At 62.8% G+C, this 22230-nt stretch carries 19 protein-coding genes; 9 read left to right on the top strand and 10 right to left on the bottom strand.

Going from position 1 to position 22230, the window contains the following annotated elements:
* Window positions 1-163: 163 nt before the first annotated feature.
* Entirely contained in the window at window positions 164-1951 is a 1788-nt protein-coding gene (locus ACP7EG_RS15690) for a GGDEF domain-containing protein (protein ID WP_426088506.1), read from the top strand.
* 44 nt (window positions 1952-1995) lie between these two features.
* On the opposite strand, the gene ACP7EG_RS15685 is transcribed toward ACP7EG_RS15690, so the two are convergent.
* The 5 genes from ACP7EG_RS15685 to ACP7EG_RS15665 form a co-directional block, all read right to left on the bottom strand.
* The gene (locus ACP7EG_RS15685) at window positions 1996-2439 is read right to left on the bottom strand and encodes a DUF6386 family protein (RefSeq protein WP_426088338.1); all 444 of its coding nucleotides are present in this window, start codon (window positions 2437-2439) and stop codon (window positions 1996-1998) included.
* Window positions 2436-2912: a DUF4262 domain-containing protein gene (locus ACP7EG_RS15680; RefSeq protein ID WP_426088337.1), complete on the bottom strand. Its 477-nt coding sequence runs from the start codon at window positions 2910-2912 to the stop codon at window positions 2436-2438. The genes ACP7EG_RS15685 and ACP7EG_RS15680 overlap by 4 nt, the downstream gene beginning before the upstream one ends.
* A 102-nt stretch (window positions 2913-3014) precedes the next feature.
* Window positions 3015-4403 (bottom strand): tetratricopeptide repeat protein, encoded by a 1389-nt coding sequence (locus ACP7EG_RS15675; RefSeq protein ID WP_426088336.1) that lies wholly within the window; start codon window positions 4401-4403, stop codon window positions 3015-3017.
* Window positions 4404-4581: 178 nt separating this feature from the next.
* A complete protein-coding gene (locus tag ACP7EG_RS15670) occupies window positions 4582-5211 on the bottom strand; it encodes a 3'-5' exonuclease (protein ID WP_170846245.1) in 630 nt (209 codons plus the stop codon).
* A gap of 119 nt (window positions 5212-5330) precedes the next feature.
* Window positions 5331-6581, bottom strand: coding sequence for an Hsp70 family protein (locus ACP7EG_RS15665; RefSeq protein WP_426088335.1), 1251 nt, complete (start codon window positions 6579-6581; stop codon window positions 5331-5333).
* 177 nt (window positions 6582-6758) lie between these two features.
* Between ACP7EG_RS15665 and ACP7EG_RS15660 the strand changes: the two genes are divergently transcribed.
* Window positions 6759-8852 carry an Ig-like domain-containing protein gene (locus tag ACP7EG_RS15660; RefSeq protein WP_426088334.1) on the top strand — a complete coding sequence of 698 codons (2094 nt, stop codon included), beginning with the start codon at window positions 6759-6761 and terminating at the stop codon, window positions 8850-8852.
* 166 nt (window positions 8853-9018) lie between these two features.
* On the top strand, window positions 9019-10116 hold the full coding sequence (locus ACP7EG_RS15655) for a LacI family DNA-binding transcriptional regulator (protein WP_426088333.1): 1098 nt from the start codon (window positions 9019-9021) through the stop codon (window positions 10114-10116).
* 50 nt (window positions 10117-10166) lie between these two features.
* Here the strand turns inward: ACP7EG_RS15655 and ACP7EG_RS15650 are convergent, their stop codons facing one another.
* Window positions 10167-10553, bottom strand: a complete 387-nt coding sequence (locus ACP7EG_RS15650) for a YidB family protein (protein ID WP_207781082.1) — start codon at window positions 10551-10553, stop codon at window positions 10167-10169.
* A 293-nt stretch (window positions 10554-10846) separates the two neighbouring features.
* Between ACP7EG_RS15650 and ACP7EG_RS15645 the strand changes: the two genes are divergently transcribed.
* The 6 genes from ACP7EG_RS15645 to ACP7EG_RS15620 all read left to right on the top strand — a co-directional run bounded on the left by ACP7EG_RS15645 (window position 10847) and on the right by ACP7EG_RS15620 (window position 17129).
* A complete protein-coding gene (locus ACP7EG_RS15645) occupies window positions 10847-11059 on the top strand; it encodes a hypothetical protein (protein WP_034751103.1) in 213 nt (70 codons plus the stop codon).
* Window positions 11060-11233: 174 nt separating this feature from the next.
* On the top strand, window positions 11234-11707 hold the full coding sequence (locus tag ACP7EG_RS15640) for a DUF6328 family protein (protein ID WP_071077507.1): 474 nt from the start codon (window positions 11234-11236) through the stop codon (window positions 11705-11707).
* Window positions 11708-11991: 284 nt separating this feature from the next.
* Window positions 11992-13209 (top strand): MFS transporter, encoded by a 1218-nt coding sequence (locus tag ACP7EG_RS15635; RefSeq protein ID WP_099763951.1) that lies wholly within the window; start codon window positions 11992-11994, stop codon window positions 13207-13209.
* A 192-nt stretch (window positions 13210-13401) separates the two neighbouring features.
* Complete coding sequence (locus ACP7EG_RS15630) at window positions 13402-13815, top strand: hypothetical protein (protein WP_426088332.1); 414 nt, start codon at window positions 13402-13404, stop codon at window positions 13813-13815.
* Window positions 13816-13845: 30 nt separating this feature from the next.
* The gene (locus tag ACP7EG_RS15625; protein ID WP_426088331.1) at window positions 13846-15306 is read left to right on the top strand and encodes a hypothetical protein; all 1461 of its coding nucleotides are present in this window, start codon (window positions 13846-13848) and stop codon (window positions 15304-15306) included.
* Window positions 15303-17129: a hypothetical protein gene (locus tag ACP7EG_RS15620; RefSeq protein ID WP_426088330.1), complete on the top strand. Its 1827-nt coding sequence runs from the start codon at window positions 15303-15305 to the stop codon at window positions 17127-17129. The genes ACP7EG_RS15625 and ACP7EG_RS15620 overlap by 4 nt, the downstream gene beginning before the upstream one ends.
* A gap of 16 nt (window positions 17130-17145) precedes the next feature.
* Here the strand turns inward: ACP7EG_RS15620 and ACP7EG_RS15615 are convergent, their stop codons facing one another.
* From ACP7EG_RS15615 to ACP7EG_RS15600, 4 genes are all read right to left on the bottom strand, one after another.
* The gene (locus tag ACP7EG_RS15615; protein WP_426088329.1) at window positions 17146-17661 is read right to left on the bottom strand and encodes a hypothetical protein; all 516 of its coding nucleotides are present in this window, start codon (window positions 17659-17661) and stop codon (window positions 17146-17148) included.
* 72 nt (window positions 17662-17733) lie between these two features.
* Window positions 17734-18660, bottom strand: a complete 927-nt coding sequence (locus ACP7EG_RS15610) for a hypothetical protein (RefSeq protein WP_426088328.1) — start codon at window positions 18658-18660, stop codon at window positions 17734-17736.
* Between the two features lie 37 nt (window positions 18661-18697).
* Window positions 18698-20245 carry an ATP-binding protein gene (locus ACP7EG_RS15605; protein WP_426088327.1) on the bottom strand — a complete coding sequence of 516 codons (1548 nt, stop codon included), beginning with the start codon at window positions 20243-20245 and terminating at the stop codon, window positions 18698-18700.
* Window positions 20245-21063: an alpha/beta fold hydrolase gene (locus ACP7EG_RS15600; protein ID WP_426088326.1), complete on the bottom strand. Its 819-nt coding sequence runs from the start codon at window positions 21061-21063 to the stop codon at window positions 20245-20247. The genes ACP7EG_RS15605 and ACP7EG_RS15600 overlap by 1 nt, the downstream gene beginning before the upstream one ends.
* Between the last annotated feature and the right edge of the window lie 1167 nt (window positions 21064-22230).

The following is a 22230-nucleotide window of genomic DNA, read 5'->3' as shown; positions in this document are numbered from 1 at the left end:
GCCGTCATAAATCTTCTTTACTATAGGCAACATGTTCATGGCCCGTCCAGAGGCCGTGCCGCCACATCCGCCTATGCACACTCTCGCCCTCCCTTCCACCACCGCCGCGCCGCCCGGCGCGATGCCATCGAATGTGGCTTACCTGAAGCCGCCATCTGCCCCCATGAACATCGAAGGAACGGATGCCTTGCACGATATCCTGGCGGGCCGCAAGCTCAGCGCCCTGTTCCAGCCCATCATCCACATGCACAGCGGTGACATCATCGGCTACGAAGGCTTGATACGGGGGCCGTCCGACAGCCCCCTGCACGCGCCGATGAATCTGTTCAAGGTGGCACGCGCGCATGACCTGACCCTGGAAGTGGAACACCTGTGCCGGCAAGTGGTGCTCGAACGCTTTGCCGAACTGCAGCTGCCAGGAAAACTGTTTCTCAACGTCAGCCCCGAGTGTTTGTTGCTGCGCAATGCGCGCCATGGCGAAACCCTGGAATACATCGAGCACATCGGCATCAATCCGGACCGTGTCATCATCGAACTGACGGAGAACCAGCCCACCTACGATTACGAGCTGATGCGCGAAGCGGTGCTGCATTACCGCAACATGGGTTTCCAGATCGCCATCGACGATCTGGGCGAAGGCTTTTCCAGCCTGCGCCTGTGGTCGGAATTGCGCCCGGAATACGTGAAGATTGACATGCATTTCATCCAGGGCATCAATCATGACCCCGTGAAACTGCAATTCGTGCGCTCGATCCAGGAAATCGCGGAAAAATCGGGCACGCTGGTGATCGCCGAAGGGATCGAGGCGCAAACGGAATTGCTGGTCTTGCGCGACCTGGGTGTGGCCTTCGGACAAGGCTATCACCTGGGCCGGCCCAATGCCGTGCCGGCGCGCGCCCTGCCGGCCGAAGTGGTGCAGGCGCTGGGACGCAACGGCGTGGCCGTGTATCCACAGCGCAGCAGCCTGGAAAAGAACGGCGCCAGCATCCGCAAGCTGCTGAACAAGGTGGCGGCCGTCTCGCCGCAACTCAATAATAACGAGGTGTACGACATCTTCCTGAAGGAACCGAAGCTGATGATCATCCCCGTCGTCGATGACGGCGTGCCGCTGGGCCTGATCAGCCGCTTCGAAATGATCGACCACTTCGCCCGCCCCTACCAGCGCGAACTGTACGGCAAGAAATCGTGCAGCCTGTTCATGGATGCCACGCCCCTGATCGCCGACCACGAGACGAGCTTGCAGGAACTCAGTTACACCATGGTGCAGTCCGACGCCCACCACCTGTTCAACGGTTTCATCATCACCGAGCACGGCCGCTACCTGGGCATGGGCACGGGACACGACCTGATGCGCGAAATCACGCAGATGCAGATCAATGCGGCCCGCTACGCCAACCCGCTGACGCAACTGCCTGGCAACGTGCCCATCAACGAGCATATCGACCGTTTATTGCACAGTGGCAGCCGCTTCTGGGTCTGCTATTGCGACCTCGACCACTTCAAGCCCTTCAACGACGTGTACGGCTACCGCAAGGGCGACGACGTGATCCAGTTGACGGGAGAAATCCTCAGCAGCCATTGCGACCCGAACCGCGACTTCATCGGCCACATCGGCGGCGACGATTTCATGATCCTGTTCCAGAGCGAAGACTGGGAAGCGCGCTGCCAGGCCATACTGGAGCGCTTTGCCGCCGCCATCCTCGCCTATTACAGCACGGGCGACTGCGAACGGGGCGGCTACATCAGCGAAGACCGGCAAGGCAAGAAAGTGTTTTATTCCTTGATCAGCCTATCGCTGGGCGTCATCAAGGTCGAGGCGCACCAGTACTACACGCACCATCAGATTGCCACGCAGGCGGCGGAAGCGAAGAAGCAGGCGAAGAAAATCCACGGCAACAGCCTGTTCCTGGACCGGCGGCAAGGCACGGGCGTGGTGCGCCTGGATGCGTAGCCAGGGGAATAGTCAGAAGTTGAACGGGGATAGCATACGCACGATCAAATACGCACGAGGTCGCCAAACGCATTGCTGCTGCGCGCATCGGGCACAAATGCCAGGCTGATGCGCGCGCCATCGCGACGCGCCTGCACGCGGTAGCTGCCCGCGGGCACATCCACGAACAGGCCGCCACAGGCCGTGTCCGGTTCCAGGCCGCCGCCCGTGACGTCTTCCCCGGCACCGATAAAGACGCGGCCCGAGACGACGGCCAGATGCACGCTCGCGTGCGGCTCGGCAAGTTCGGCATGCCATACCAGGTCATACGCGCCGTCGCCGCCCACGTTGAAAAACGCCACTTGCCCCGCATTCACGGCCGCCAGTTCCGCGCCGGGGATGCTCCACCAGTCGCAGTCATCGTCCAGTTTGTGGCGCACCAGCGCCGGGTCGAACACACACACGGTGGCCGCGCCGGTCACAATGGTGACGAGCTTGCCTGCCGTCATGCCGCCAGCGGCGCCGGACCCAGCAGGGGCTGGCTCTCCACGTACTGCGCACTGGCTTGCGCCTGCCATGGGAAGTGGCCATCGCGCGACGGCCAGACGATCTGGTACAGCATAAAATCATCGCCCTGGTAATACCAGCGCGCATAGCCGACATAGTTGCGGTATTGCTCGACGGGCACGCGCACGAAGGCGCACTGATGGCCTTCCAGCAAGGCGTCCGTGGTGGCCGAGAAATCCGTGATGGCGCCGCTGCGCGCGGCGTCCAGCGCCACGTCGAGTATCTGGTGGGCCATGGCGCGCGGCAAGCCCATGATGAGAAATTCAGGCTGGCCGAAGCTGTGGCAGGCGCCTATCGTGAAGGCATAGCCGGGACCGACTTCATCAGCACTGATATGCACGCCATGCCAGCCATGCGTGGCGATGTCGTCGATGACTTTTTGCTCGGATGCATCCTCGCCTGCCTGCCTTACCATGTTCCACCTTTCACTGTGCCAAAAACCCGCGCCGCCTTCGCGACATGCTCTTCGGCAATTATCGCATGCAGTGCGCGTCCGTGCGCGCACGCTGCCGGCGCTTCAGTCTGGCGGCGGCAGCGGCGGGGAGCGCATCTGGTGCCATTGCCGCATGCGCTGCTGCGCCTCTTGCAACTGTGCCGGCTCCAGCCTGGCGGCCGCCGCTTCCCTGGCCCTGGCCGCCCCGCCATCGCCGCCCTCGGCCGCCAGCGCCAGCCACATGTAGCCGCACAGCACATCCTTCTCCACGCCGCGCCCGCTGTTATACATGCCGCCCAGGTTGTACTGGGCCAGCGCATGGCCCTGGCCGGCCGCGCGCGCATACCATTGCACGGCCAGGCCGTGGTCTTGCGGCACGCCATGGCCGTTCGCATACATGACGCCCAAATTGTTTTGCGCGCTGGCATCGCCCTGCTCGGCGGCCGTACGGTACCAGCGCACGGCGCAGACATCGTCGCGTTCGACGCCCTGCCCATTGGCATACATCACGCCCAGGTTGAACTGCGCATTCGACGCGCCCTGGGCCGCCGCCCTGGCATACCAGTCCAGCGCCTGACGCAAGTCGCGGGCGATGCCGCGCCCACCAGCATACATGCCGCCCAGATTGTATTGCGCCATGCAGTGGCCCTGCAGGGCGGCGCGCCGGTACCAGGCCACGGCGCGCGCCTCGTCCCGGTCCACGCCCTGGCCGCGCGCCAGCATCAGGCCCAGGTTGAACTGGGCGTCGGCGTCATCCTGCTCGGCCGCCCGCTGCAGCCAGGCATAGGCGCGCAGCTGGTCGGGCGCCACGCCCAGGCCTTCCGCATACGCCACGCCGAGTTGCCGCTGCGCCACCGCCAAGCCCTGAGCGGCGGCTTGGCGGAACCAGGCCAGCGCCTGTGCATCGCTTTGCGCCACGCCCTGCCCCCGCTTGTAGACGAGTCCCAGGTTCAGCTGCGCCTGCGCATCGCCCTGCAAGGCTGCCTTGCGGAACCAGGCCAGGGCCAGCGCATCGTTCTTTTTCGCGCCCAGCCCCTGGGCATACGCTTCGCCCAACATGGATTGCGCGCTGGCCACGCCCTGTTCGGAGGCGCGGTAAAACCACGCCAGGGCCAGCTCGTCGCTCTGCAGCACGCCCCGTCCCTTGCGGTACATCTGCCCCAGGTTTTGCTGGGCCGAGGCATCGCCCTGGGCGGCGGCGCGGCGAAACCACAGCACGGCGTCCTCGTCGCTCTGCGCCACGCCGCGGCCGTGGTAATACAGGGCACCCAGGTGGTTCTGCGCGAACGCCAGCCCTTGCAGCGCGGCCAGGCGCAGCCAGACAAAGGCGCGCGCATCGTCCTGCGCCACACCTTCACCCTTCTTGTACATCAAGCCCAGGTTGAACTGGGCATAAGCATTGCCCTGTTCGGCAGCCGTGCGGAACCAGATATACGCCTGGTGGCTATCTCTGGCAGTATGGTGCTTGTCCATGTGCGCCCCCATCCACATTGCGCTTGCCGGCAGCACGCGCAAAACGGCGGCCCAGGGCGGCGAAATCGTGTGTGTTGCCTAAATTTTAAATTCGATGTGGGGGAAGGACTTGAGCAGGCTCAAACGAAATAACAAAATTATATCGTTTTGATGAGCCCGCTTAGAGGCGATGCGCAGATCAGCGGCGTGATGGATGCTTTTGCAGGAATTGCGGCACTTTCGCCGCCGCCAGCTTGTTCAGCGACACCAGCAGGTCGGCGTCGACATCGGCGATGCCATAGCTGCTGCGCAAGTGGCGGCCGATATGGATCAGCACTTGCGCCGCCACTTCCGCATCGGACTCGGCCCTGTGGGCGGCGCTCTTGAAGGCGATACCCAGCTGGCTCGACAGCAAGCCCAGCTTGTAGCTGGCCATGCCGGGAAACACGCGGCGCGACAGTTTCAAGGAACACACGAGCGACTGGTGCGCGGGTGTCAGGTTCAGCCTGGCGCTTTCCGCGCGCAGGAATTTTTCATCGAAGCTGGCATTGTGCGCCGACAAGGCATCGCTGCCGATGAAGTCGAGTAACTGCGGCACCACCTCGGCCACGGGCGGCGCCTTGTCCACCATCGCCTGCGTGATGCCCGTCAAGCCCGTGATGAACGAGGGAATGCGCGCATTGCAGTTGATCAGGGTCACGTAACGGTCCGTGATCCGCCCGCCCTCGATGCGCAAGGCCGCCACTTCCGTGATGCGGTCGCCCATGTCGGGTGACAGTCCGGTCGTCTCGAAGTCGATCATGACGATCGGTTTGTCAAACACATTCATGGGGCGTTCTTTCGTGGGTGCAACAGTGGGTGTATCGATAAAATGCGCAGGGCAAGGCGCCGCGTCGCAGACAGTACACTAGTACGGCAAGACGCGGCAACGCCGCCATGCACATTTTATCAGCCGAACTTACGCACGGCGTCCAGCGCGAGGCCCGCGCCGATACTGCCGAACAGGTCGCCTTCGACCTTGCGCGCGGCCGGCACCAGGGCGGCGATCTTTTCGCGCAGCAAGCGCACGCCGCTCGATCCGCCCGTGAAGAACACGGTGTCGACGGCGTCCGGCGCCACGCCCGCGTCGCGCAGCAGGCGCAGCACGGTTTCTTCCACGGAACCGCACAAATGGCCGATGGCCTCGTCGAATTGCGTACGTTTGAGCAACAGGCTTTGCGCGGGCGACAAACGCTCCAGTTCCAGCTGCACTTCGGCCGCGTCGGACAGGGCAATCTTGCCCTCTTCCACTTTCATGGCCAGCCAGTGGCCGGCGCGCTCATCGATCAGCTTTTGCAAACGCCCCATCTTGTCTTGCTCACGCGCATCGCGGCACACGTCGGCCAGCTGCACCCAGATCTTCTTGGTGTACGCCAGGTTGATGGTGTGCCAGGTCGCCAGGTTGAAATAATAGCTGGACGGCACTTCGCTATTGTTATGCAGCCGGCTGCCATAGCCGAGCAAAGGCATGACCGAAGACAGGCTCAGGTATTTATCGAAGTCCGTGCCACCGATGTGCACGCCGCCCGTGGCGAGGATGTCGTCGCGCCGCTCGGTTTTTTTGGCCCGCTCGGGCGACAGGCGCACCAGCGAAAAGTCGGAAGTACCGCCGCCGATGTCGGCGATCAGCACCAGCTCTTCGCGGTCGATCTGCGACTCGTAGTCGAACGCAGCGGCAATCGGCTCGAACTGGAAGGCGACGTCCTTGAAGCCGACGGAACGGGCCACGTCGGCCAGCGTGTCTTGCGCCAGCTGGTCGGCTTGCGCATTGTCGTCGATAAAGAAAACGGGACGACCAAACACGGCCGACGAGAATTCGCGGCCTGCCGATTGCTCCGCGCGGCGCTTCACTTCGCCGATGAATTGCGCCAGCAACATACGGAATGGCAGCGCGCGTCCGCCCACTTCCGTCTGGCCATCGATGAGGCTAGTGCCCAGCAAGCTTTTCAGCGAACGCATCAAACGGCCCTCGTAACCGGCCAGATAACCGGCCAGCGCCGCGCGGCCAAAACTGACTTCCTCGTCTTCCGCATTGAAGAAGACAACGGACGGTAAGGTCGTCTTGCCATCTTCCAGGCCGAGCATGGTGCTCTGCCCGGGACGTGCCCAGCCTACCGTGGAATTTGACGTGCCGAAATCGACGCCGCAAGCATTGGCCATGTCGACCCTTCCCTGAATAAAGGGGCGTTATCTTACCAGAATGCACGCCATTGCACCAGAAAAATACTTCCGGCACGGCCAAGACAACAAGCTTGCTTTGCATCAAGTAGCGACGGCGTGCGCAAGCTACTCTTGGGATTGACGCCGAGCAACTCGGCAAGCTCCCGGAGACCCATCGTGCCCCATGCCCCCCTGCGCCGCCCGCGCCACCTGCCCGCTGCTTTGCTGGCTGCCTTCCTCGTTTCCCTGGCCGGCTGCGGCGGCGGGGGTGGCACCGATACGCAGGTGTCCGGCGGCTGCTCGCTGCACAGCACGGCTGGCTGCGGCGGCAGCCCGCCACCGCCCATTGTGCCGCCTGTCACCCCGCCCATAACGCCACCCGTGATTCCGCCCGTCACGCCACCCGAGCCGGCCAGCCTGGCCAGCGCCGTCAACCTGGTGTTTTCCAGCACGGAACTGGCCTCGGCGGGCCTGCCCGGCAGTGAAGTGGCCGTCACGGCCCTCGTCAAGGATGGCGCCAACCTGGCCTTGCCAAACGCAAAGATTTCCTTTGCTGCCGATTCCGGCATTCTCGGCAGCGTCGACGCCGTGACGGACAAGAACGGCCAGGCCCGCGCCCTGCTGGGCACCGGTGGCGCGAACAGCAACCGCAACATCACCGTGACGGCGAATGTGGGTGCGCGCAGCGGCAAGGGCACGGTGGCGGTCACGGGCAGCAGCGTGGAATTGCTGGGACCGGCAGCCTTGATGCTGGGCCTGGGCGCCGACCTCACCGTCACCGTGCGCGACTCGGCAAAGCGGCCCGTGGCCGGCGCCGCCATCGCCTACAGCACGGGCGCCGGCAACGGCCTGCGCGTCAAGGATGGCGGCGCAGCGCTCAGCAATGCGCAGGGCCAGCTGGTGCTGCGCCTGACGGCAGGCAGCCTGGGCAAGGATGCCGTCTCCGTCAGCGCGCTGGGCGCCGCCGCCGCGCAAGCGTATGCCGTGGCCGGCAGCGACTTGCGCCTGAGTCCGGCCGTGGGCCAGGACGCCAGCGGTGCGGACGTGCTGCCGGAAGTGGCGATCCTGGCCTGCCAGGCCATCGACGTGCGCTACGACAAGGCGGGCGTGGCGCAGACGGGCAGCGCCAGCCTGTCGACCTCGCGCGGCAGCCTGTTTGCGGACAGCGCCTGCAGCCAGGCCTTGCCTGCCAGCTTGATCTTTAACAATGGCAACTTGCCACGCAGCTATGTGCAGTCGGCCAACGCGGGCGTGGCCAGCATCACGGCGGCCGTGGCGGGCGGACCCTCGGCGCAGACACGGCTGGAATTCGTCGCGCCCCTGAGCGGCGCCAGCAAGCTGGCCATGCAGGCGGAGCCGGCCGTGCTGCGCGCGAATACGAGCACTTCGGCGGCCTCGTCCGACAACGCCAGCAGCAGTATCAGCACAAGTATCAGCACCATCAGCGCCGTGGTGCGCGATGGCGCAGCGAACAACCTGGTCAAGAATGCGCCCGTCGTGTTTACCATCTTGAGCGACCCCAGCGGTGGCTACCTGCGACAGGCGGGCCGGGTGCTGACGGGCAGCGACGGCCTGGCGCGCGCCGTGTATGTGGCGGGGCCGGCCGATAGCGGGCGCGACGGCGTGCTGATCCAGGCCCGCATCGAGGGCGCAGCGCAAGCGGCGGCCACCGCCCTCGTGCGCCTGACGGTGGCGCGGCAAGCGCTGTCGATCAAGCTGGGCACGGGCAGCCTGCTGCGCGAGTATTCGACCAGCGTGCTGCAAAAGGACCTTACCGTGTTCGTTTCCGACAGCGCGGGCAACGCCGTGTCCGGCGTTGCCATCACGGCTGCCGCCTGGCCCAGCCGCTATGCCAAGGGATACTACGTGTGGGAGGCGGACAAGCCCGAGTTCCCCGACACGGGCGTCTGGCGCCTGGCCCTGCCCCGCTACAGCTGCGCCAATGAAGATGTCTTGCGCAACGGCATTTTTGACGCCGCCTATGACCGCAACGGCAATGGCGTGCTCGATCCCGGCATCCCCCTGACCGTCAGCGCCAGCGGCCTGAGCGACGCGCTGGGCATGGCCACCGTCACCCTCAGTTATCCGCGCAACCATGGCTCCTGGGTCCACGTCGCCCTGACGGTGCGCGGTACGGTCAGCGGCACGGAAGCGAGCGCCACGGCGGATTTTCCATTACCCACGCTGGCCAGCGATTTCAGCGCGCGCCGCGTGGACCCGCCAGGACGCATCAGTCCCTATGGCAGCGGTCCCTGCGACAGCCCCGACTGAGGGGCAAGCATACCACTTGCCTTTCAATCAAATTATTTGCAACATGGACAAGAAAACAGTCTTGCCACATGGAAATATTTTCGCTATGCTCATTTTTCCCGCCCAAGCCGCCACAAGCGGCCGGGCCTGCAGGAATACTTTGAGACAGATTGCTTGCCAGACCAATATGCGAAAAAAGAATACTGTAGCCTGGACACCCGGCACCACCGCCCGCCCCGTACCCGGCGCCGGACGGCGCGTGACCTCGTATGACGTGGCCCTGCTGGCCGGCGTGTCGCAATCGGCCGTGTCGCGCTGCTTCAAGCCGGGCGCCAGCATCTCGCCCGCCACCCAGGCCAAGGTCATGCAGGCGGCCATCAGTCTCGACTACATCCCCAACGCGGCCGCGCGCAGCCTGATCACGCGGCGCTCGAACCTGGTGGCTGTCATCATTTCCAACCTGGCCAACCTGTACTATCCGCAAGTGCTGTCCGACCTGAGCCAGCAAATCGCCCGCCAGGGCAAGCGTTTATTATTGTTTACCCTGGAGCGCGAAGCCGATATCGGCAAGGTCTTGAGCGACGTATGGCAATACCAGGTCGATGGCGCCGTCGTGGCCGCCGGCCTGTCGGACGAGCAAATGCTTGAGTTTGGCCGGCGCGACGTACCGCTGGTGCTGTTCAACCGCAGCCCCCGCGAGCACGCCGTGCATGCCGTGCTGTGCGATCAAGGGGAAGCGGCGCGCCTGCTCGTGTCGCGCCTGGCCGAGGCGGGTCACCGCCAGTTCGCCGTCATCGACGGCCCCGGCGACTCGGCAGTGGCGCAGGAACGCAAGGCCGGCGTGCTGGACCGCCTGTTCACGCTGGGCTTGCCCGCGCCCATCGTCGTCAGTGGCAACTACGATTACGCCAGCGGCGGACGAGGCCTGCGCAAGGTCATCGACCGCCTGGGCCGCGTGCCGGACGCCGTCATTTGCGGCAACGACATCATGGCCATCGGCTGCCTGGACACGGCGCGCCACCAGATGGGCATCCAGGTGCCGCTGCAAATGTCCGTGGCCGGCTTCGACGCGCTGGAAGCGTCGGGCTGGCTCAGCTACGACATCACTACCCTGCGCCAGCCCGTGCAAAAGATGGCCACCGACGCCGTCGCCATGCTGGGAGAACTAATGGAACGGCGCGGCGGCAACGCCGAACGGCGCCGCTATTGTTCCTATCTGGTGGAGGGCAGTACGGCGAGGCTGACTGGAACACCTCCCCACTTCGGCATGAGGGCCGCTGCTTAAAAGCAAAAAACCTCGCATCGCTGCGAGGTTTTTGTTGTGGCTTCGGCTGCTCAACCGAAAATTTTGCCCTTGAGCATATTCAAGCCCTGGCTGACGAGGTCATTGCCTTCTGGCACTTGGCCATTCGGCGTCAGCTTGTCGATCAGCTGGGGCAGCAAGGCTGCCAGGCCGCCCGAGGCCGCGTCCGGTGCGACGCCCGCTTTTTCAGCGATCTGCGTGATGGTGTCGGCACCCAGCGCATCCTTGATCTGTTCGCCGGAAACGGGCGCATTGGCGCCGGTGCCGATCCAGCTGGCCACCTGGTCGCCCAGGCCGCTTTCCTGGAATTTTTGCAGCAGGCCCGGCAAGCCGCCATGCTGGTTGACCAGCTCCATCACGCTGGCCATCAGCCCCGATGACGCTTCCCCATCCGCGCCCTTGTTGCCCAAAGCGCTCATCGCCTGTCCTGCAAGTTGATCTAGCAAACTCATCGTATTCTCCTGAACGCTATCGATTCGTGCCGCGTGACCGCGGCGTCCGGCATGGCGCAGACAATTCTGCGCCATGGAAAACATTATACTATGAATAATAACAGTGCTATAATTACAATCTCGCGACGAGTGCGTGGACTGACTCACTGTCGAGCCACCCACCTCCATCATATTTAGTTCGGCACAACATGCAAGCGTAAATTGACGGTTCGCAGAAACGTGTAAAATTAATTTTCCTACTTACTGAGGAGTATCAATACATGAACATCAATAAAGCGGTAGACAAAGCCTACGAGAAAAAAACGTTCAAGGAAATCGCTGACGCCCCCGTCGATGCGCTGCAAGGCGTGAGCGAGAAAGATGCGGAGCTGCTCAAGCAAGCGTTCAATATCAAGACCGTGCGCGACCTGGCAAACCTGAAATACTCGAAGTGGGCGCGCGCCATCGTCACCTTGGCCGATACGGAAGAATAGACGCGGCCATGCCCCAGGCACGCCCGTCAGCACAGCCCGCCCACGTCGGCGGGCTTTTTCATTCCGGCCGCTTAGCGGCTGGCATCACGCAATGCTCCTGAAGGTGCGCCCGGCCACAGTCGACCTGGTCACTTGTGCGTAGACTGGTCCCATCACCACCACGAGGACGGCCCCATGCCACATGCGCAACACCAGGATGAAGATGGCCAGCCCGGCGACGAAGGCGACTTGTCCGACCTGCTCAGCGAATTGCGCATCCTGCTGCCGGGCGCGCAGATGCTGACGGCCTTCCTCATCATCCTGCCTTTCAACGGCGGCTTCGCGAAGATCGTGCAGGCGGAAAAAATCGTCTTCCTGCTGACGTTTTTCCTCTCCATGACCAGCCTGGTGCTGCTCAGCGCGCCAGCCATCCAGCACCGCGTGATGCGCCCCCTGCAAGACCGCGAACGCTTCAAGCGCGTGGCCGACCGCATCATGATGTGCGGCGCCTTTTCGCTGGCGTTGGCGTTCATCCTCGGCACCAATCTGGTGATGTCGGAAGTGTTCGGCCACATCGCCGGCATCGTCGCCTGCGTGCTGATGGGCACACTCATCATTTGCATGTGGTGGTGGCTGCCCCTGCACTTGAAACACGCCAGAAAAATCTAGGCGGCGAGGCCCGCCTGCTCAAGCAAGGTCTCGAGGAAGATCCCCAACAACGGATGCATTCCGTGTTATCGTTAACAACAAGAGCAAACACGGGTGTGTGCAGTGCAGCAGATTTTAGCCGTCGCCCAGCAGAGCTTGCCCGAATCTTTTACAATGTTGTCCTTGGGCAGTTGTTACAGCCCGAAAATACCGGCCATCCGTCGACTCTGGTGGCGCATTGCCACTTCCGGCCGGGCCACAGCACGCCTCTCCACCCTGTCATTCTTTACCCAACTAACAAGAACATGCACGCCTCCGTAGATCCCCTGATTCCGCGCGTCACTGCGCCTTTCGGCGCTGGCTATGCCGACCTGGCCCTGGCCCTCGGCGGCCTGGCCATCGGCACGGGCGAATTCGCCTCCATGAGCATCCTGCCCGTGGTCGCCGACGACCTGGGCACAACCTTGCCGCAGATGAGCCACATGATCAGCGCCTACGCGCTGGGCGTGGTCGTCGGCGCGCCCCTGATCACGATCTTCCTGGCGCGCATGCCGCGCCGGCTGATGCTGATCTGCCTGATGCTGATGTTCGCTGGCGGCAACTTGCTCAGCGCCATCGCTCCGAACTACGGCTTGCTGGTGGTGGCCCGTTTCGTGGCCGGCATCCCGCATGGCGCCTACTTTGGCGTGGCAGCGCTAGTGGCGGCCGCCCTGGCCGAACCGGACAAGCGGGGACAAGCTGTGGCCCGCGTCCTGATGGGCTTGACTGTCGCAAATATCTTCGGCGTGCCGCTGGCCACGTATATCGGCCAGACCCTGGGCTGGCGCTCGGCCTTTTTGCTGGTCGCCGCGCTGGGCTTGCTGACCATGCTGATGGTGCGCATCTTCGTGCCCATGGTGGCCGCCGGCGATTCCAGCCCGCGCCGCGAACTGGGCGTATTCCGCCGCCTGCAAGTGTGGCTGACCCTGCTGATGGTGGCGATCGGCTTCGGCGGCATGTTCGCCGTCTACACCTTCATCACGCCCACCTTGCTGGAAATCACGAAAGTGTCGCCCCTGGTCATTTCGATCTTGCTGGCCATCATCGGTGTCGGCATGACCTTGGGCAATCTGATCGGCGGCTGGCTGGCCGACCGCTCGCGCCTGTGGACCATCTTCGGCGTGCTGCTGTGGAACGTGGCCGCGCTGGCCGCGTTTACTTATACCAGCAGCAATGTCTGGCTGACGGCGATCAACCTGTTTGCCATCGGCGCCGGCATCGCCGTCGCTCCCGCCGTGCAGACGCGGCTGATGGACGTGGCCGGCGACGCGCAAACCGTGGCCGCCGCCCTCAACCATTCCGCCTTCAACATCGCCAACGCGCTGGGCGCCTGGGCCGGCGGCATCGCCATCGCCATGGGCATGGGCTTGCGCTCGACGGGCTGGGTGGGCGCCATGCTGGCCTGCGGCGGCATCGTCGTGCTCGGTATTTCCGTGCTGGTGGAAAACCGCAGCCGCAATGTGGGCGGCGCGCAGCCGGCCTGAGTCGCACCCGAATGCGGCCGCCGATGACGGCGGCCGCATCGCCCAGCACTCCCCTCTTTCTTCCCCGCAGCATCCCACTTCGCAGTCCCGCCCTTTCCTCATCGCGTTTGTTCTAGCGCAAATCGCCCCCCATGTTTTGCCCTATTGTTAAATATGCTTTTGATGTATTTTTCCTTTGCCAGGAGAAAGATCATGAAGGAACCTGCTGCGCCCCCTACCACGGAAAGCTATACCTTGCACGCCGATAGCGTCACTGCGGAGGTATTTGCCTTTGGCCAAAATCCGATCGCCAGCAAGACGGTCACCAGCATCGATAACGCCACGCAAAAGACCTTGCAGGATGCCATTGCCCAGCTAGAACAAGCGATCGCTCAGTTGCCCCTGAATGCTGGTGCGGCGGCCATTGTTAAACAGGAAACACAGGCCATGGCTGACATGGTGCGCTCCGGCAAGACGCAGCCTGAAGGGATGCAGCACATGCTGCACAGTTTAAAGGACAAGCTGCAAATGGCCGGCGTGGTGATTGCCGACGTCGTCGCCCTTGCCGCGCCCGTCAAGGCGATTGCCAGCGCGCTGCGCCTGCCATTGCAGTATTTCGGCCTGTGATGGCACGACACACAAGCGGTGGAGGCGAACATGACGGATCCCATCCCCGAAGAACTGCAGCAAGCCGCTACCAGGCAGGCTGAGCAGGCAGCACACCAGCACGATGACGCGGAAGTCATCCGCCTCCTCGGTGGCCAGGCCTTCCTTGGCGGCCTGGTTTTTCGCCGCCGCATACTGCATTTCTTTCATAAAAACTATGATGCCGTGGCGCCCGAGTTCGGCCTGGACGTGCGCCTGCTGATACAGATTTGCCTGGCTGGCGAACAGCTGCAGCGGCGCTACAGGCTCGTCTTCGCTGCCACCTCGCTGCTGATGCTGCTGGGTTATCTGCTCGACATACCGGCGCTCATCGTGCTCGGCGCGCTCGTGGCGGCAGGCGCCAACGTCAGCCGCGCAAACGCCGCCAGCCGCCACGCGCAAGGTTTTCGACGCGGCAACTTCAACTATGCGGCCTGCGTGCAGCAATATGGACGACACCCCATTCCCAAGCGCATCGAAGACGCCCTGCCCGTCCCTGGGCAAAACCTGATCCTGTATCGCGGCTTCATCCCGTTCATCGGCGCAGGCATCCAAGAAAGCGGCTGGTCATTCAACTGCGCGCTGAATGCGCCCCGTGGCGAGAGCGCAAAACAACCCGTCACGCCATTCACGGCAACAGAGCTGTACGCGCATATCAAGGCAGCACTGCAAGCCATGCAGCTGCCTGGCTTGCGCTGCATGGATCCCGTTTTTGTCCATGGTACGCAGGCGCGCGGGCCGGAAGACCTGTGCAATGGACCATGGCAACGTCCTGCCCAAGTGATCGCCGCCGCGCGCCTGGCGCAATGCCTGGGCACCAGCGAGCGGCATATGCGCCACTATCTGTGCGTGCAGATTGCCGACTGGGGTGGGGAAATCATCACCACTTACTATGTCCGCTTTGTATTGCGCGGCAACGGCTTGTATGTCGAATTCAACCGCTATTTCCTCGGTCCGGTAGGGGATTCCTACCGCAAGGTCGACAAACTGGCCAAGATCCGCTGGCAGGAACGCTTGCAGCGCTGGCTGACCGCCTGCGTGCTTGGCCCCTTCATGGCGTTCGGCGCCACGCTGATACTGCTCGTCGACGAATTGTCCCGCTTTGCCGAGTCTTTCAGCATGGACAGATATGTGCGCGAGCGCGCGGAGCATATCGAATACAGCGCCAGCTACAACTTCGGTGCCGGCACCAGCTTGCGCGAGGCGCTGTCGGCGCCCGCGTGGCGCCACTACTTCCAGCGCTCGGACGAGGATTTCAACCGCAAATTAATCGAACGCAAGCTGCTTGACGAGCTGGCCGACTTCCTCGAAGCGCATGGCTACGACAGCGCCGATATCCGCGAACGACGTACTACCATCCTCAACAACGGGATCATCGTCCATGGTGGCAATGTTCAAGCGGAGGCCCTGGCCGTGGGCGCTGGCGCAAAAGCCAGCAAACAGGATGTAGCACGCGCGCCGGCGGCGGCATGATGAACGGCGATCTGCTCCAGTTGCTTTGCAATGGCCTCGCCCTGGGCATGCTGACGTCCCTGGTCGCCTGCGGGCACAGCTTGCTGTACCGCGAGTACGGCGCCCTCTGCCTGGGCTTTGCCGTCGTGCCTAGCGTGGCGGCCATGCTGGGCAGCACCGCGATCATCTGGCTGCAAGACCCGCTGGCAAGCCTGCCCGTTTACGCCATGCTACTGCTAGTGCTGGCGGCAAGCTGGGGCGCCGCAGCCCTTATGCTGGTCCTGTACCAGCGCCATTTCTGGCAGCACATGCGCCGCGCCACCCCGGTGGAGCAATTGCTGGCAGGCTTGGTCAGCGCCATCGCGGCCCTGGCGGTCGCGGCCCTTGTCTGGGACGAGCAGATGCTGCCCGCGTTCTTGCCTGGCCAGGGTGTCATTGAGCTTGGCGGTGCCGTGCTGCCGCTGACACCACTCGTGATCGTGACGGGGGGCATGCTGCTGATCTGCCTGTGCCTGCACTATTTCCCTGCCACTGCGGCATCCGCCACCTCTGCCACCGAGCGCCAGCGCGCAGCCCTGCTGTGGGCGGCACTGCTCGGTGCGGCAAGCGGCGTGGGGGCGACCCTGGCCTTCGGCGCGGCCAGGCCTGCGAGCCTGTCGATCGGCGCGGCGCCATTGGTGGCGCCCCTGGTGGTGGCGCTTGCGGGCAGGCTTGGAAACGTCAAGGGCAGCGCCGTGGCGGGCCTCGCGCTGGGTCTCCTGGGCACCAGCTACGCCACGTACATGGCAGAGCCAAGCACCGGCGTCCGGAGCAGCGAGACGAGCGATGTCATGATGCTGCTGTTGCTGGCGCTGGCGCTGGCCTGGGGAGCGCGCAGTCGCTGGCTGAGGCGAGCGACTATGCCCATGCATGCAGCAGCGCTGCCGCTGGCCGCGCGCAGCGACACTCCCGATTCCCATGCCCGTGCCTTTGCCGTCATCGCCGTCCTCGTGCTGGCCGGGACGATCCTCGAAGTGCTGTTGCCCTTCAGCGTGGTACCCATCCTGAGGCACAGCACACCACTGATCGTGATCACCATCGGCCTGTATTGCGCCGTGGGCCGGGCGCAAGTGCCTGCATTGGGCTACCTGATCTACCCGGCAACGGGCGCCTGCGTGTACGCCATGCTCAGCGGCGCCGATGCCATGGTCCCGCATCTGCCGCCATGGCTACTGCTCGTGGCAGGGGGAGCCGTCGCTGCCACGCTTGCCGCCCTGATGTCTTTCTGGGCACGCACGCTGCAGCCCGAAGCTTGCGCCATCGTGTCGCTGGCCGTGTACGGTGCCGCCATGCCATTCATCGCGCAACTGAACGATTCCGCCTATCCGGGCGGCACTGCGCTGGCGCAACCACTGATCCGCCCGCTGGTGGAGACCACGTCATCCACCATCTTCCTGGTTGGCATGCTGGTGGCGGCAGCCGCGTCCGGCTTGCTGTACCTGATCCATAAAATGGCTCCCGCCTCGCGCGCCGGCAACCACGTGGCTGCCGGCCTCATTGGCGGCGTCGGCGGCGCCTTGCTGGTGGCGACGCAAGCATCGTTTGCGCCTCAGGATGTTTCCATGTACCCGTACATCGTCCTGTTTGCCATGGTGCTGGTGCTGAAAAGATTCGGACTCTGGAGCATCATTGCGGGCGCCGTGCTGCTGGCCGGCGTGCCAACCGTGCTGGCGGGCTGGCAATGGCTGAATCCGACGCTGTGCGTGCTGTTACTGCTTATCGCCAGCCGCTTGCCGGAACGCATACAATTGCTGCACGGCATGGCATACACGCCATTTGGTCCCAACCGCTACCGCCTGGAGTAAAAGCAGTCGCGGGCCATTACCTTACAGCGTGGCCATTGGAGATTTGCCGGCGGTATTCCCCCTCAAATGTGGCCAAGCTTTCCGCCTGTGCCCACAAGCTGGCGATATAGTGGAATTCATCCTCGAACGGCTGCTCGAAATCGGGCACGTCCATCGCATATTCGCAATTGCGGCTCAGCATCGTCAGCCAGTCGGGATAAGCTAACGCCGGGTACAAGCGGGTAAAGATGGCATCGAGCGACGACGCGCTTTCCCGCCCTGCCAGATAGGCTGCGCGCAGTTCGACGATGTATTTGCCGGCCAGGAACTGCTCGTCAAGCCGCTGCGCGCCACGGTAGCGCTCGATGATCACGTCGGCCAGCGCCAGTACCTCATCACGCCCCCGGGCGCTGGCCAGCAGCACGACCTCCAGGTCGTCGCCTTCCTGGTCCAGGCGCAAACGCTCCACGGCCCAGTCGACGCAGCGGTCGGCCGAGGCAAAGTCCATGCGCAGCTGAAAAACAACGATTTCAAGTTCTGTCAATTGTTCCATGTCTTTCCATCCAATGCCGCTGACGGCCATGTCGTCCCCGAGCGTGCTTCAGCATCATCGCGCACCCAGGTTTCAAGCCTTTGTTTCCCGCTTGCCACTGCCACGCAAGGCTGACAGCCAGCGCGGCCACCGCTCCTGCACGCCGCCGTTGTCTGCCGATTCGCGCCAGCAGTCGTCATAGGGGAACAGATCATCGTGCGCTGTCGTGCTACGGACCAGGCATCGCTGCGTCAGCAACTCAATTTTTTCCGCCAGGGTCAGCACCGGAAACAGGCCGTCATCTGCCGTCTCGGCCGCCTGCGCCGCCAGATCATACGTGCCATCCACATTGTAAAATCGCGTATCGCCGACGACATAGTCGCGGCGGAAAGACGTGCGCCATTGCGAATTACTACCCCACCCATGCGACAGGTCGTTGACAGGGCGTCCCTTGCGGCGGTCAGCCCAGTACAGCGTCGATGCGTCGGCGATACCGGGCTTGAAAATTGTCTTGCCAGCGCAGACATCGACGCCACCACGCGCAAACAGCATGTTGCCGAGCATCACGCACGGCCATCGCCACGCCAAGATCGCGGCGCGCGCATGCGCAGACCCAGCGGGCTGCAGCCCGACTATCTCGTGATAAAAAGGCGAAAATTGTGCCGGCCGCAGCACCGTCATGCCCAGCGCCTCGACGAAAGCCTCATACTCGGCGAGCGACAGCGGCGGTCCGGCCCAGCCTTCGCCATTGGCGCGTCCGTGTTGCAAGGGCAAGACCAGCACCTGGCCTATGCGGCTGAACGCCTGGAGTACCCACGATTCCTCTTTGCTTGCTGGCGGAACAGGATTTCCTTGCCTTTGCGCAAATGAGCGCAGCCAGGCCAGCGCAGGCGGATTCGCGCGCAACCAGGGAAGGAGCAGGTCGGCATACACGCCATCGCCTTCGTAATCGAGCAAGGCATCGTGAAGCGCGCGGGCGCCATCCAGCAAGTCAGGCAGATGCCATTCTTCCTGGATCACGCTGTGGGACGATTGTGGTTGACACTGCATGTATCGTTCACCCTGCCTGCAGCATCTTCTGCAGCATCGCATCGAGCTCATAAAAATCCACGGGCTTGGTCAGATGCAAATCAAAACCCGCGTCGGACGCCATCTGGCGGTCCTTGTCCTGGCCCCAGCCCGTCACGGCGACCAGGATGGCATGTTGCCCGCACGGCTGGGAACGCAGCAGGCGCGCCACGTCATAGCCATTCATGTGCGGCAAGCCGATGTCGAGCAGGATGACTTGCGGCAGGAAGCTTTGCGCGACCGCCATGCCGGCCGCACCATCATAAGCCGTGCGCACCTCGTAGCCGAGGATGTCGAGCGCCAGCGCCAGGCTTTCGGCCGCGTCGGCGCTGTCGTCGATGACCAGCACCGTGCCCTCGCGCGTGCCAGCCAGCAAGCGGCGGTCCACGGGCGCAGGCGCTGCCAGCGGCACGGCCGGCAGCGGCAGGCGCAATTCAAACGTGCTGCCCTGCCCCACGCCATCGCTGCGTGCGCTGACCGTGCCGCCATGCAATTCGGCCAGGCCGCGCACCAGCGACAGGCCGATGCCCAGGCCGCCTTGGGCGCGCGCCAGGGCCGGCTCCAGCTGCGAAAACATGTCAAAAACGGTGTCCAGGTGCTCGGGCGCGATGCCGATGCCCGAATCGCGCACGGTAATGTGTACTTCGTTTTCCGTGCATGTCACTTCCAACCCGATGACGCCATTTGCCGGCGTATATTTGACGGCGTTGGTCAGCAGGTTGGCGATCATTTGCCCCAGGCGCGTGGCGTCGGCATCCAGCCAGATGGGCTGCGGCCATTGATGGACATGCACGCTGTGGCCCGATTGCGCCGCCAGCTCCGCCACGCTGTGCAGGGCCGCGTCCACCACGGGCGCCAGTTCCACGCTGGCGCGGCGCAATTCCAGGCGTCCCCGCGTGATGCGCGACACTTCCGTCAGGTCGTCGACCAGGTGCGTCATGTGGCCGACTTGCCGTCCCAGCACGTCACGCGCCCAGCATAGCTGCGGATTGTCCAGCTGCGCCAGGCGCAGCACTTCGAGCACATTGCGCATCGGCGCCAGCGGATTGCGCAACTCGTGCGCCAGCGTGGCCAGGAATTCGTCCTTGCGCCGGTCGGCGGCCGCCAGCTGCTCGTTGAGCTCGCCGGCCTCCTTGCGCGCCAGCTGCAGTTGCTGCTCGTATTTGCGCCGGTCGCTGGCGACAAAGACGGCGACCTCGTCATAACGCACGCCCTCGTGCACGCGCCGCACGGCGTTGAACAGCATGGGGATGGACTGGCCCTGGCGCTGGCGCATGTCGAGCAGGATTTCCGACACGCTGCCCTGCACCTGCATCAGCGGCAGCCAGTGCGTCTGGTGGAACATGCGCCCGCCGATGGTCAGCAAGTCTTGCAGTTTCTTTTTCCCAAGCAATTCCCTGGCGCCATAGCCGAGCCAGCCACAAAAGGTGGCGTTCGCCTGCACGATGGTGCCGTCGGCCGTGCACAGCAGCAAGCCGCAGGCTGCATGCTGGAACAAGGTATTGGCGTCAGGCAAGGAAGGCAGCGTGTCGCGCATTACAGGTGCAAGCCGTCGAGAAAGTGGCGGATGGCGCGGTAGCTGGCATCGGGCGCGCTCATGTGCGGGCAATGGCCGATATTCTCCACCACATGCAAGCTGCTGCGCGGCAGCATCTCGCGCAGATAATCGCCCACGGGCCGTGGCGCAATGAAATCGTCGCTGCATTGCACGATCAGCGCCGGCGTGCTGTTGTGCGGCAAGATGGCGCGGTGATCGGACAAGAAGGTGGCTTGCGCGAAATGCCGCGCGATGGCCGGATCCGTGCGGCAAAAGCTGCGCGCCAGGTCCTCGCCCAGCGCCGGCTGGCCGGCTGCGCCCATGATGGCAGGCGCCATGCTGGCAGACCAGCCCAGGTAGTTGCTGTCCATGGCGCCCAACAGGTCGTCGATATCGGCGCGGCTGAAACCGCCACGGTAACCGGTGGCAGGTTCGTCTAGATAACAGGGCGATGGCGCCAGCATGATTTGCGCGGCGAACAGGTCCGGCTCGGCGATCGTGGCCAGCAAGGCGCTCATGGCGCTGACGGAATGGCTGATGCAGACCACAGGGCCGTCGCCAGCGCCCGGCACGGCCTCGACCACCGCCCGCAAGTCGTCGGCATAGCCGTCGAGCGTCGCATAACGGCGCATATCATAGGCGCCCAGATCCGAGCGGCCGCTGCCCACCAGATCGAACAGCACGGTCCGGTAACGCTGGCGGAACTGCGGTTCCAGATAGCGCCACATCGTCTGGTCGCAACCAAAACCATGGGCAAACACCAGAGTTGCCTGCCCCTCTCCAGCGACACGGACGTTGTTGCGACTGTGAATATGCATGCCCACCTCGTTCGATTGTTTCCACAAAAATACATTTATTATCATCTTTGTACGCAAGAATACCCCAGCAGGCCACGATGCGCCATCTTGGAAGCGACGCCACTCTACCCGTTTTTTTCCACAACAGTGTTCTTTGCAGTCATCGGGATTTTTCCAAAGTAACTTTCTGATTGATAGCCACCACCGTTCCCGCGCCCCCGATAATATGGTCCGGCACTCTGCGCATAATCCCTGTGCAGGCATGTTTATCGCTGTGATAACGCATTATAGTCATTACAACAAGAAACTCACACATATACACTGCCATATCCGTTCATTTAAGCCTAAAGCATTTTTATCTGCAGATGGGCATCAATTCACGACAGTTAGCCGATTCAGATTGGCCCATATAAATATCCACGCCACCGCCATACCATACTTTTGATAGCCAGCCTCTACCGAAGCGCATCAAATTATCTTATTTTTATATTTGTTTTGCGTATTTAAGCAAGCTCATATAGGAAATCACTTATATCGGAAATCAATGATAAAGATGATAATTACTGTGAAAATATGGAAATAATATTTCATACTTAAGCAATTATTAAATTTGTGACTTGCAGTATGCCGCCAGCGACTGTGGGCTCGGGATATCCGTTAATCCATGGGCGTTCCACGGATGGCGGCGCGGTAGCAGGCCTCCTGGCACCACTACGAAACGTACCCTTGCCCCTGAAGCCGTAGCATATATGCCATATTTTTAATGTTACAGAATAATCAATTAATATGACATTTTTTTCTGATTTTTCTTTTGTCATATTCAGTCAGAACAATATTTTCCATGTTTTTGTTATTTACTAAAAATTACAATCAATTAACAATTCCAAGGCTGCGCCCATAGCGCCCTTTGGCGCGTTTCCGGCGCGTTGAGCGCCAGGCCAATTGCCTGAACCGCGATTGTCTTTCCACCCAGCTCAATTGCGACAGCGGCCCTCGCCAAAACCCGCGTTACAGCGTCTACGCCAGCCTGGGCACGCACCATTCCTGGTGCTGCTTTTGCACCTGGCGAGTACATCCAGGCCGCCATCCCGATATTCATCTTCCGATATAAGCCCCTTTCCGCCTCAACGCCGCAATTAACGCAACAGCGCGGATCATGGCGCCCGCCCGTGCGCACGAATAATCGAA

Origin of the sequence: Janthinobacterium sp. PSPC1-1, from assembly GCF_049897625.1 — a bacterium.
GTDB classification, from domain to species: domain Bacteria; phylum Pseudomonadota; class Gammaproteobacteria; order Burkholderiales; family Burkholderiaceae_D; genus Janthinobacterium; species Janthinobacterium tructae.
The sequence above is the reverse complement of the archived record's forward strand: the minus strand, read 5'-3'. Positions and strand labels throughout refer to the sequence as shown.